This is a genomic window from Enterobacter sp. CCUG 70166, assembly GCF_020224095.1.
GTDB lineage: Bacteria > Pseudomonadota > Gammaproteobacteria > Enterobacterales > Enterobacteriaceae > Enterobacter > Enterobacter intestinihominis.
This window is the reverse complement of the sequence record NZ_NRIQ01000092.1, coordinates 1-11,219: the sequence shown is the minus strand read 5'-3', so window position 1 is coordinate 11,219 and position 11,219 is coordinate 1. Positions and strand designations below refer to the sequence as shown.

Below are 11,219 nucleotides of genomic sequence, written 5' to 3'. Positions count from 1 at the left end.
AAGCAGCTTCTTGAGTCTGGTGTTCTCTTCCTCAAGCGACTTCAGGCGCTTAACTTCAGGCACCTCCATACCGCCATACTTCTTACGCCAGGTGTAAAACGTGGCATCGGAAATGGCATGCTTGCGGCAGAGTTCACGGGCGGGTACCCCAGCTTCGGCTTCGCGGAGAATACTGATGATCTGTTCGTCGGAAAAACGCTTCTTCATGGGGATGTCCTCATGTGGCTTATGAAGACATTACTAACATCGGGGTGTACTAATCAACGGGGAGCAGGTCAATAACACTATCACTGAAGGAAAAACCAGCCCACTAAATCCGGTTGGCGGGAATGACTGGTTACCCGACAAGAAGAAAGACACCAAAATCAACGCTGTGGAAGGGCCGGTAGTGCCCCGTAAGCGTCGACGCAAAACTCTTAAACCCATTCCGGCTCTGGGCCGAAAATTGCTGACTCTCATTCAGGCAGCTGGCCTGAACCAACTTGAACTAGTACCTGAATATAAAAGTCCGGGGTTAGTCGGTTCGGTCAATAGAATAAAAGAAGTTCTGGATGAACATACAATGGGCAATGGAACACAGCTTAATATGCTGTTCAGTTGCGCGCCCTGGTTGTCCCTCGAACGGATTAACGACATGCTGACTCAGCTAGAAGTTTCACTGCAGACTGATAGCAGTGATAAGGAGGCATGCGTGTATATCATTGGTATTGCGACCGATGCCAATCGGGAAGAAGTAACCTTTAGCGTTCGGAGTAATACTTTTATCCATAGGCCTGAAGCCCGAGTCAGTATCAATGGAGAAAGCACCTACAACACAGGCAGTCGGGCTCCATACTGGGCAATTCTGGAATACCGCAGAGGTAGGGATGGCAAGGTTTACTGCCATGAGGGCTATGCGCATGCCGCGTATACGCTTGATAATCCGGTGCCTGTGGATAGCAACAAAGAGCGCGATACACTGAAGGTAATTATAAACGCCAGCAGCTATGCTGGCCGTCAGGAAAATCATCCAGATGCGATCAGCCTCAGCAAGCCACTTTTCACGTCTAAAAGCACTAAGAATGGAGTGGAGGAGGTCATTCATCCTGACTTCATACTGAATGTGGTTCCGAGCAAAGAAAACACAGTTACCACTTTCATCATTGAAACAATGGGCTCTGAATCCGAGGAGTATGTCGAGCGTAAACTACAAACTCATAGCTGGATGGAACAGGAAGGTGTGCTCTTAACTGATCCTCCGGGCTGGCCAGAACCTTCAGACAGGACATTTAACAGCTTCCTGCTCAAACACATTTTTAGCGCAGGGAAAATGCAACAATAGTTACAGGCAGCGGTTTTGAATTCAAATAGTGACAATGCACCCTCAGCCAGAAGTGGAAAGGACGCTCTTAAGTGTGACAAACGACACTCAAGGCTGAGGGGAGATGTGACAAGCTGCACTGAACTAAATGTGACAAATTGCCCTCATTAAGTGTTTTTAAAGCACAAAATTGGCACCATTTAGTTCCTGAAAACCAGTCAGGGCAAAGGAAGGCAAACTGTTCTGTGACAAATCACCCTGAGAGCTTTAACTCTAGTGTGACAAACCACCCTGCTAATTGTGACAAATCCCCCTCAAAGTTCACTCTGGTGTGATCGACATTATGTCGCTGAAAGAAAAGACTATATGAGTCGTCTGGCGGCCTTTCTTTTTCTCTATATAAGACAGGCGCATTGGCGTTCGGCTGTTAATCTCATCGACACTCGCCTGCAGGAACCGACGGCGAAAGTCCGGCATACGCTGATAACTTTGCGGAAGCTGATAGCGCTCCATGATCCAGTCTATTTTCAGGGATACTACGCCAGAGCCATCCGGCTTACGGTACTGGCATAGTGACTCGTACAGGCGCATGGCATAGGGATTGGTGATCTCTTTCGTTTCACTTAGTCGGAACTGTGTGAAACGGTTCTGAAGGCCAATAAAGAAAGGAATGAGGTACGGGTTAATATGAACGCTGTAGAGCCCTCTGGAGGGACTATGGGCACGTTTGATGAACCAGGGAAAGGACTCATAACCTTTTTCTTCCCCGGCATCCTCTTCAGGCCGATAAAAGACCACTTCTTTACCCGCGAATCCCTTGAGAGCCTGACGGATATCTTTGCTGGCCTCGGCGGAGGTCAACCCGAAGGTTTCCGCATACTTGGCGACCTGAATTTCACATATCCCATCATGCTCCTGCAGCGTACCGTCAGATTTTCTGATCTGGTCCACAAAGAGATAAAGCATACGCTTTTGATCGCGAGAAAGACTGTATGCCGCCTCAGTCAGTTCGTTTGACTGGACAATTCGCGGGCTATTCTTACGTTTTTTATGGTTGATAACCGCAACTTCCGTCATGACAGGTCCGTGTAAAGTGTGACAGGAATTTAGATTGTCACACTAATTGAAAAAGAGTCAACAGGTTGGGATAACTTTGTGGAATACAGCAAATCATGAGGGCAATTTGTCACAGGGTTAAGGGTAATCTGTCACACTTTAAGAGGGAGGTTGAGGGTGATTTGTCACACTGAAAGGGCAGATTGTCACACAGATCCTTCTCAAACCCGCATGAATAAAGGGCTGAGAGGTATTCTAAAAAGGTAAACCTAACAACCCTTTAAAAAGATCTTATAAAAATATGCCCGTGGATAAGTGGATAAACCTGAACGAGCTAACGATTAGGCTTCGAGCGTAAGCAGAATTTGTAAGTGCAGTTCCCTGGTGCTTCCTCGCTCACTCGCGGGCTCCGCCCTGTCGTTCGGCTGCGGCGAGCACTACTGGCTCTTTCTGAAAGACGAAATTTAACTGATCCTCGCTATGGGGATATCTTTCCAGCGGGTAGTGTACGCAGGGGAGAGCATATCGCGTTTCATCTGCCAGGAAGGTGCCATCCCTCGTCCGGCAAACCAGACCTGTCCCAGACCGGAATGATTAATGCCATCGAGAACCTTCATCAGCTCAGCGCTGTGAGGACGTGGCGGACGTTCGTCGAACAGCTGCAGCTGCGAAACGCCGGAGCCGGTGAAGTCATTCAGCATCACACCGGCTTTGGCATACCGGTGCCCATCCTTCCAGATACGCTCCAGAGCCGTAGTGGCGGCCGCAATGATGTCCCGGGTGTCCTGAGTGGGTGTAAGCAGTTTCTCCGTGGCCACGTTGCCGTAATAAGGTTCTTTCACGGCGAACGGGGACGTTTTAATGAAAACGGAAATATGCCGGCAATACTGGCGCTCTTTGCGCAGCTTTTCCGAAGCCCGCTCTGCGTACTGACAGACAGCCTGCTGCAGCGAATCGTATTCAGTGACCTTCTCGCCGAAGCTACGGCTGCAGACGATCTGCTGCTTTGTGGGCGGGGCTTCTTCAAGCGACATGCAGCTTTCCCCGTTCAGTTCGCGCACTGTTCGCTCGAGAACGACGGAGAAATTTTTGCGGATAAAGGCCGGGTTCGTCAGGGCCAGATCGAGCGCGGTTTTGATGCCGAGAACATTGAGCTTGCGTGCAATACGGTTTCCCACGCCCCAGATCTCTTCGACCGGCTGCAGTGAAAGCAGTTTCCGCGTTCGCTGTGGATTCCCTCGGGTCAGGGCGAGCACACCACGAAACTGTTTCCACTCCTTTGAAGCCCATTGTGCTGATTTTGCTAGGGTTTTCGTAGGCGCCGCCCCAATTCCGATGGTCAGACGGGTACAGTCATATACGTGCTGGCGCAGCTGGCGGCCGAAGTCCTCCAGAGCCATGCAGTGCTCCACGCCGGTCAGGTCGAGGAACATCTCGTCAATCGAATACTGTTCCACCCTGGGGGCCAGCTCCTCCAGACAGCTCATCACGCGCGCCGACATTGAAGCGTAAAGCTCATAATTACTTGAAAAGAAATATATTTGTTCCGGGTAAGGCTCGTTTTTTATCTGGAACCAAGGGGTGCCCATTTTGATCCAGGGTTTCGCCTCGGCGCTGCGTGCGATCACGTTTCCGTCGTTGTTGCTCAAGACGACTATCGGCTTTCCTTTCAAATCCGGGCGGAAAACACGTTCACAGCTGGCATAAAAGCTGTTCACATCGGCCAGGGCAAACATCAGTACATCTCCCTTGGGCGGTGGATGATGTGCGTGACGACCCCAAAGATATCCAGTTCATCCGGGTCGGGATAAATCGGTGACCAGCTGGCGTTCATCGGCTGCAGCGTCAGTCGTGGCGTCAGCAGAAGCCGTTTAACCGTAAATTCTCCCTGCACACTGGCCACGACGATATCACCGTGCCGGGGTTTCTCGGCACTGTCCACAACCAGCAGATCGCCATTAAAAAGGCTGCCGTCAGCCATGCTGTTTCCGCTTGCGCGGAGGTAATAAGTCGCGCTCGGATGCCGTATGCAGTAATCATGGAGATCCAGATCGGCCTCGACATAATCAGCTGCAGGGCTGGGAAAACCGCAGCTGGCAAGGTCTGCAAACAACGGATGGGCCTGTGGCGGGAGTTCTTTCCCGGTGCTGAAAAGCTGCAGTTTCATCTTTCCTCCTGACGTCTAAATATACTGGTTATCTATACAGTATATTTAACAGCGTGAGGATAATCCAGATCGCCTGCGCCATGAACAGAGTGAGTAACCTAAGCTACTCAAAATGTTCGTAAATATCATTTTGATTCTTTAGTGTTACTCATAATGAGAAATAAGGCTTTTATTTTTCCATTTTGCTCTTATAATGTGTATCAAATTGAGTTTAATTGACGGAGCATAATGATGAATATTTACTGCGATGATGGTTCAACTAATGTTAAGCTGGCATGGTTTGAAGGAAACGAGCTGCAGACCCGGGTTTCTGCTAACTCCTTCCGGCATGGCTGGAAAGTGGCGGAGTTCAGTGCTGCAACGTTCAACTATCAGGTGGGCACGCTGAAATACACCTGGGACAGCGTCAGCCGGGATGCCATCCCGACAACAAACGTGGAGTATCAGTACGGTGATCTCAACCTGCTGGCCGTGCATCATGCGCTTCTGAACAGCGGGCTTGAGCCGCAGCCGGTGAGCCTGACCGTGACGCTGCCCCTGAGCGAGTATTATGACGGGGACTGCCAGCGGAACGAGGAGAACATCCGACGCAAACGGGAAAACCTGATGCGTGAGCTGGTTCTGAATAAGGGCAGGGCATTTACCGTAACGGACGTGAAGGTGATGCCGGAATCACTGCCGGCGGCGTTCTCCCGTCTCGCGGAGCTGAAGCCCGGACCCGCAGAGACCACCCTGATTATCGATCTCGGCGGAACCACGCTCGATGCCGGCGTGATTGTCGGACAGTTTGACGATATCAGTGCGGTACACGGCAATCCGTCTGTCGGCGTGTCGCAGGTCACCCGCGCAGCTGCAGGCGCGCTGCGGGCTGCAGACAGCGAAACCAGCGCGCTTATTGCTGACACGGTCATCCGCAACCGCAATGATCGTCAGTATCTGCAGCGTGTGATCAACGATGCCGGAAAAATCGACGATGTTCTGAACAAAATTACAGAGGCAATCACTTCCCTGGGTGCGCGTGTCACCAGTGAGCTGACGGCCTTCAGGAACGTTAACCGGGTATTCCTGGTCGGGGGAGGGGCATCCCTCATTGAAGAGGCTGTCCGTCAGGCCTGGCCTCTGGCTCCTGACCGTATTGAGGTTATAGGCGATCCGCAGCTGGCGCTGGCCAGAGAGATTGCCCTTTACAATAAAGAGGACTAAACGTGCCGGACGGCCAGTATTCTTTCTATCTGCACAGCGACGATCGCACCGACATCGCGGCGATGGCGACCATCAGCACCATCTCACAGCCCCTGCGCGGTGACTTCATCCGGACCGCCGCCACCGCCGGGGCGGTGATGTACCAGACGGATGCCCGTTTACCGGCGCTGATCCCGGTGTTCTTTGACGGGCATCTGAGCGCCATCCGGCTTTGCGCCGTGATGGCTCTGGTATCCGGAACCTGGTCTTCACTCTCAGGACTTCCAGATGAGCCTGATGGTGGCGTGGCGGCTCTGGCCATGTCACCGGAGACGGAATACCAGCGCCGGCGTTACACCCTGACGCTTCAGGATGACCGGAGCAGTGAACGGGTTGAGCGTGTGCTGACGGGCGTGTCATCCCGCCTGCGGGGAGAGCTGCTGAGAAACCTGATTATCACCGGTCTGGCCCTGCATACGACCGCGCCGGAGCTGCCGCGTCTGCTGGCCAGCATGCCGGTACCGCCCGGCACGGTCAGCGAGCTGCAGGTTCTGGTTCAGCAGATGGCCGGTACGGCTGGCGTGAGTAAGGCTGCAGTACCGAAGAAACCAGCAGAGCCTGCCGCACCGGTATCCGGTGACGCGACCAGGATAAAGAAAAATATGCGACGGGCATTCGGAGACTAAAACATGTCAGTGATTAAACAAAAGGCAGAGCAGTGCATTCATAACTTTCTGCGCGCCCGGAACGTGCCTGAATCTCAGTGGCCGGAACTGGTCAAAAAGACCGGCAGGGGAATGATACTGGCTGGTGTCGCCGTTGTGATTCCTGGCGTACTGGCTGATAACATATCCCTGCCGGTGACAATCATGATGCAGGTCTGCTACGCCTCGCTGATTGGTCTCGGGGTTCTCCTGGCGTTTGACGACAAAAAACCAAAGGGGCGGGGATGAATATGAACATTAACCTGAAGGAAAACCGTATGCAGCTTGAAGAACTGACTGGTGATGAGCGCACGCTGGTCGTTGTGGCTCTGCAGGCGCTTTATCGACAGCGTGTAACTGCAAAGAACTCGACCTTAACGGTCTGTTCCCTGACGGGAAAGGAGGCTCCTCTGGAAGATATTTTTGGAGTGCGTGAAGTAGAGGAGGCGCTGCGCCGTATTGGTGCGGCTCCAGAATATCGTTAAATCCGGCCCCGTTCACTTCAGAACTAAAAACGGCAGGCTGATATCTTGTACCTGCCGTCAGACATTACCTCGTTTCAACCTCTGCCTCCTCCTGAATAAAAAGGAACTCGGTTCCCTTCGCCTTATTGCCGCCAGCGGCGGCGTGTTCAACGCCGTGCCTTCAGGCTAACCCGGCCGCTATGGTCGCAAGGGTTCACGTTGTCTCCGTCCTCACCCGTTCGCACCTTTCACGGTGCATTCAGCCCGTGAAAGGCTTGCGCTGCGGCTTGCGGCGTCGCCCCTGCGCCCTCCGCTTTCCGCCGGGTTTTTGTGGCGGCACGGCGCAACAGGGTGCCGGATGCTGAGGACACAACCATGTTCAGACTGACCTGTATTGAACTCGATAACGGCGAGTTTGCCGTGTACATCAACCACCATTACCTGGGGAGTGAAGATGCCAGCGGAGAGCGGCTGTCTCTGGGGGAGATTCTGGAGCAGCTCTCCCTGCTGCCGGGGGTGGAATTACAGACCCTGCATGAACCCGTACCGGAAGAGGAAGACTGGTGCTGGAACGATATCGCCGATCGCGTTCTGCCGTCGCGTGCGGCATGTCGTGATGATGTGACGGTGGCAGGGCTCATCGCCAGGCTGAAGCAGTACCCACCGGATGCACTGTGTCTGGGGACGTTCTGGCTGGAAGATGATTTCCTGTCGCTCGATGGCAGTCTGACAGAGGAGGAAATTGCAGAAGCCATGCGTATCTGCGACCACAGCCACGATGCAGGCATCGGTTTTAACTGGGACACGCTGCAGTTCGCTATCGACTACGTGAAGGGGCGCTGAAAAAAAGGACACCATCCGGGGAGGGGGTGTCCTGAAGCCATGCAATTCGTTAAGGATGTCGGTTCCCTCCGCCTTATTGCCGCCAGCCGGCGGCGTGTTCAACGCCGTGCCTTCACGCTAACCCGGCCGCTGCGGTCGCAAGGGTTCACGTTGTCTCCGTCCTCACCCGTTCGCACCTTTCACGGTGCATTCAGCCCGTGAAAGGCTTGCGCTGCGGCTTGCGGCGTCGCCCCTGCGCCCTCCGCTTTCCGCCGGGTTTTTGTGGCGGCACGGCGCAACAGGGTGCCGCATATCAGAGAGGAGTGTGTCTATGTCCCGTTTTATTCTGGGTGACTGCGTGCAGGTGATGTCCCGTTTTCCGGCGCGTGCCGTTGATTTTATTCTTACCGATCCGCCGTATCTGGTTGGCTATAAAGACCGTACCGGCCGCACCCTGGCCGGGGACAACTCTTCCGAATGGCTCCAGCCCGCATGTCATGAAATGTACCGCGTGCTGAAAAACGACAGCCTTATGGTGAGCTTCTATGCCTGGAATCGCGCGGATCTGTTTCTGAATTCGTGGAAAGCGGCCGGCTTCCGGGTGGTTGGCCATATCGTCTTTGCCAAGAGCTACGCCTCAAAATCGACGTTCGTGGGTTACACGCACGAGAGCGCTTACCTGCTGGCGAAGGGGAGGCCGCAAACCCCGGACCGTCCCATCCCGGACGTGATCCCCTGGAAATACACGGGCAACCGACACCATCCGACGGAAAAGCCGGTGCAGAGCCTGCGACCGCTGATCGAATCGCTCACGCGTCCGGGGGCCATTGTCCTTGACCCGTTCGCCGGCAGCGGCTCCACCTGCGTGGCCGCCGCCGAAGCCAGCCGCCGCTATATCGGGATCGAGATGCTTGAGCAGTACCACGCCGCCGGCGTCCGACGTCTGGCACAGGTTGAACGGGCGAGAAGGATGCCGGCGGCCAATGACGGCGCGTTTTACCCTGACTGGCCGGAGGCAGCATGAATTACCCGGGCCTTGAACACCTGCGCGCGGACGTGGCCGCGGTCAGCAATGCCATGTGTGATGTGCGGATGCTTCTGAACCGCCTCGAATCGCAGCACCGGCACGACGCGGCAACGCTTACTGAACGTATGGCAGCGCAGACCCTGCGCCGGATCAACACCCTGCTTCTGGAAGCCTACCGCGAAGCCCTGGTGCTGGACGAGACCTTTCAGGACTGACTGACCCTGCCGGGCTGAGGCCCGGCCTGTAATCCCTTACAAGAGAGAAAAAACAATGTACGGAACCCGCGAAGAACTTTGTGAAGATCTTGAAAACATGTTCACGTCTGACGAACTCCTGGTCCTGCTGGTCTGGACGGTGGAGGGGGTTAGCGTGGCCTGCCGTGAAGCCCAGCCAGAACCTGACGGGGCTGAAATCCGGAAGGTGATGAAGGCGCTCGGTGAAATGAAAATGACGCAATACCGCCAGGAGGGGGTAAATAATCAGACCGTCAGCGAGCTTCTGACCCGCCAGCGCGAAGCGGCAAACTGTCAGGTGAGTGTTCCGGCGGTACTCCTGTCCCGCGTCCTGCGTAACTATGAATGCGAGCTGGAAAACCGGATCGGTATAGCCTGGGAAGCCGGGCGGCAGGAGCCGGAATCCGTCAGAAAGGAGCTGAATAACGTTCGCGCCCTACAGGAGGCGCTGGCCGCCTGAGAGAACGCCGGGGTAACGCCCCGGCAACCGGTGGCCATCCACTGCGAAAAGGATGTCAGTACCTTCCGCTTTTATCCGCCGCCGCCCTCCGGGCCACGTCGGGACAATGAAACTCCCCTGAAGCTCCGTGCGGTGACGGCATGCGCCGTGACTTCACTGTAGCCCGGCCGCATCGGCCACAAGGGTTCGCTGACGCCTCCGTCCTCACCCGTTCGCACCCTTCACGGTGCATTCAGCCCGTGAAGGCTTTGCGCTGCGGCTTGCGGCGTCGCCCCTGTGTCCTCCGCTTTTCGCCGGTCTGTCGTGTCGTCACGGCGATGCCGGAACCGAGAATATTTTAACCGTGGAGGATCTATGAACCAGACCGTGACCTGTGATGCTGTTCGTCTTGAGGGTGCGCAGCGCCTGACTTTCCTGCCTGATTTGTTTGGCGGCGATTTTATGACGTCCGAGGCATCCGTGTACGCCTACGCCTGGCGTTATTGCCCTGAGTATCAGGGGGGATTCTGGCAGTTTTACCGGCTGCCGGAAGGCGGCGGATATATGGCGCCTGACGTGGAGAGCCTGACCCTGTGCAATCGGGAAAACTGGTTTGAGCAGACTGTCAGCGGGGAAGTGGCGGGGATCATCCTCACGGCGCTGGTACTGAATCACCGGAGCTGGCATCACAGTAACCATGACCATGAGGAGCTGTGCCGCCACTTCTGCCGCCGTTATGAGCAGCTTATGGCATTTGCTGATACCCATCCGGAAAGCGCCACCATCTGGCGTGCCCTTGACTGACTGACCACGGGCGGCGATGCCGCCCGATTAAAGGATAAAAACATGCAACTGTCACCGGAAACCCGCAGCATCCTGCGCCAGTATAAAACGCTCATTAACGAGCGACGTCGCGAATTAGGACTCTGCCCCGTAACCACAGCGAAAGTGCTGGATGAGATCTGCGAATCCGCAACCCGCCAGTGCGCGGTCTATCTATGTGGCCACTTCATCCTCCAGGGCGGGCAGGGCGACGGGCAGTAATGCGGCAGGGCGGGGCTGATGCACCGCCTGTACGCGCGCGAAAAACCCTGTCATCCCTGCGGGCTGACGGGCGGCAGGGGAAGCGCCTGCGGCGCTACCCCTCTTCGCCCTTGTGTGATGTCAGAGCAAAGCTGAAGCACAGCATTGTGAGGGCAATTTGTCACGGATACGCTCCTGCGTGGCGTGGCGTGGCGTGGCGTGGCGTGGCGTGGCGTGGCGTGGCGTGGCGTGGCGTGGCCACTGGCTCTGAAACCCGATCAGCAAATTTCCGACAATAAAAATCAACCCCAGTCTGGCCCCCTTCGGCTCCCGGCCAGCGCTGCTGTCCGGTCGTCGAGCCCCACTCCGCCAGGGCGGCCGCTGCGCACCCGCCGGGCTCCGCCGAACCCCTCCGGGTTTCGGGCCATACGGCTAGGGTCTGATGGCGAAGGTCAAAGGCTGCGGCTTCTCCGGCCGTGCCGTCCGGAACGCCTTCACCGCGCCGGCTGATGCCGTCGCTTTAATGGCGCCACGCCGTTCCGACGTGTCGGGTGTGTGCATCCTGTTCCCCTGGTGAAGCCATCCCCCGTGCGTCCTCACGCGGAGGGCTGGTCGTAGCACCGTCGGGTCGTCATCCAAGGGGTGAAATGCACTCCGCCAAAACTTTTTGCGTGCCGCAAAAACTTTAGTCTCCGCCCCTTTCCTTCCTCCCTTCGCCGTTGCTCCTTTGCCCTTTGCCGCGAGAGAACTCACCAGGGAGATGGCCAGCCATCACCACAGGAGAAAACCAGGATGCACACAC

The 11,219-nt window shown here is 55.6% G+C and carries 14 protein-coding genes and 1 pseudogene; 11 read left to right on the top strand and 4 right to left on the bottom strand.

Going from position 1 to position 11,219, the window contains the following annotated elements:
* On the bottom strand, positions 1-207 hold a 207-nt coding region (locus tag CKK19_RS25120; protein ID WP_057523976.1), incomplete at its 3' end, for a transposase.
* A gap of 70 nt (positions 208-277) precedes the next feature.
* Between CKK19_RS25120 and CKK19_RS25115 the strand changes: the two are divergent.
* Positions 278-1,321, top strand: a pseudogene (locus CKK19_RS25115) (hypothetical protein); the annotation flags it as partial.
* Positions 1,322-1,621: 300 nt separating this feature from the next.
* On the opposite strand, the gene repE reads toward CKK19_RS25115, so the two are convergent.
* The 3 genes from repE to umuD all read right to left on the bottom strand — a co-directional run bounded on the left by repE (position 1,622) and on the right by umuD (position 4,523).
* On the bottom strand, positions 1,622-2,377 hold the full coding sequence (repE, locus tag CKK19_RS25110) for a replication initiation protein RepE (protein ID WP_008502210.1): 756 nt from the start codon (positions 2,375-2,377) through the stop codon (positions 1,622-1,624).
* A gap of 443 nt (positions 2,378-2,820) precedes the next feature.
* The gene (locus CKK19_RS25105; protein ID WP_063854404.1) at positions 2,821-4,092 is read right to left on the bottom strand and encodes a Y-family DNA polymerase; all 1,272 of its coding nucleotides are present in this window, start codon (positions 4,090-4,092) and stop codon (positions 2,821-2,823) included.
* Positions 4,092-4,523 carry a translesion error-prone DNA polymerase V autoproteolytic subunit gene (umuD, locus tag CKK19_RS25100; RefSeq protein WP_063854403.1) on the bottom strand — a complete coding sequence of 144 codons (432 nt, stop codon included), beginning with the start codon at positions 4,521-4,523 and terminating at the stop codon, positions 4,092-4,094. Before umuD ends, CKK19_RS25105 begins: the two co-directional genes overlap by 1 nt.
* Positions 4,524-4,754: 231 nt before the next feature.
* Here umuD and parM point away from each other — a divergent pair, with 231 nt between their 5' ends.
* The 10 genes from parM (at position 4,755) to CKK19_RS25050 (ending at position 10,438) form a co-directional block, all read left to right on the top strand.
* Complete coding sequence (gene parM, locus CKK19_RS25095; protein ID WP_080472841.1) at positions 4,755-5,726, top strand: plasmid segregation protein ParM domain-containing protein; 972 nt, start codon at positions 4,755-4,757, stop codon at positions 5,724-5,726.
* A 2-nt stretch (positions 5,727-5,728) separates the two neighbouring features.
* A complete protein-coding gene (locus tag CKK19_RS25090; protein WP_032655981.1) occupies positions 5,729-6,391 on the top strand; it encodes a plasmid partitioning/stability family protein in 663 nt (220 codons plus the stop codon).
* A gap of 3 nt (positions 6,392-6,394) precedes the next feature.
* Positions 6,395-6,658, top strand: coding sequence for a hypothetical protein (locus tag CKK19_RS25085; protein ID WP_032655980.1), 264 nt, complete (start codon positions 6,395-6,397; stop codon positions 6,656-6,658).
* Positions 6,655-6,894: a hypothetical protein gene (locus CKK19_RS25080; protein ID WP_225455264.1), complete on the top strand. Its 240-nt coding sequence runs from the start codon at positions 6,655-6,657 to the stop codon at positions 6,892-6,894. The genes CKK19_RS25085 and CKK19_RS25080 overlap by 4 nt, the downstream gene beginning before the upstream one ends.
* Positions 6,895-7,248: 354 nt before the next feature.
* On the top strand, positions 7,249-7,716 hold the full coding sequence (locus CKK19_RS25075; RefSeq protein ID WP_032655977.1) for a hypothetical protein: 468 nt from the start codon (positions 7,249-7,251) through the stop codon (positions 7,714-7,716).
* A 310-nt stretch (positions 7,717-8,026) separates the two neighbouring features.
* Positions 8,027-8,719, top strand: a complete 693-nt coding sequence (locus CKK19_RS25070; RefSeq protein WP_063854400.1) for a DNA methylase — start codon at positions 8,027-8,029, stop codon at positions 8,717-8,719.
* Positions 8,716-8,937: a hypothetical protein gene (locus tag CKK19_RS25065; protein ID WP_032656181.1), complete on the top strand. Its 222-nt coding sequence runs from the start codon at positions 8,716-8,718 to the stop codon at positions 8,935-8,937. The genes CKK19_RS25070 and CKK19_RS25065 overlap by 4 nt, the downstream gene beginning before the upstream one ends.
* A 55-nt stretch (positions 8,938-8,992) precedes the next feature.
* Positions 8,993-9,415 carry a DUF1380 family protein gene (locus CKK19_RS25060; RefSeq protein ID WP_032656179.1) on the top strand — a complete coding sequence of 141 codons (423 nt, stop codon included), beginning with the start codon at positions 8,993-8,995 and terminating at the stop codon, positions 9,413-9,415.
* Between the two features lie 354 nt (positions 9,416-9,769).
* Positions 9,770-10,198 (top strand): antirestriction protein, encoded by a 429-nt coding sequence (locus tag CKK19_RS25055; RefSeq protein WP_063854399.1) that lies wholly within the window; start codon positions 9,770-9,772, stop codon positions 10,196-10,198.
* A 42-nt stretch (positions 10,199-10,240) separates the two neighbouring features.
* Entirely contained in the window at positions 10,241-10,438 is a 198-nt protein-coding gene (locus CKK19_RS25050) for a hypothetical protein (RefSeq protein WP_032656174.1), read from the top strand.
* Positions 10,439-11,219 lie beyond the last annotated feature (781 nt).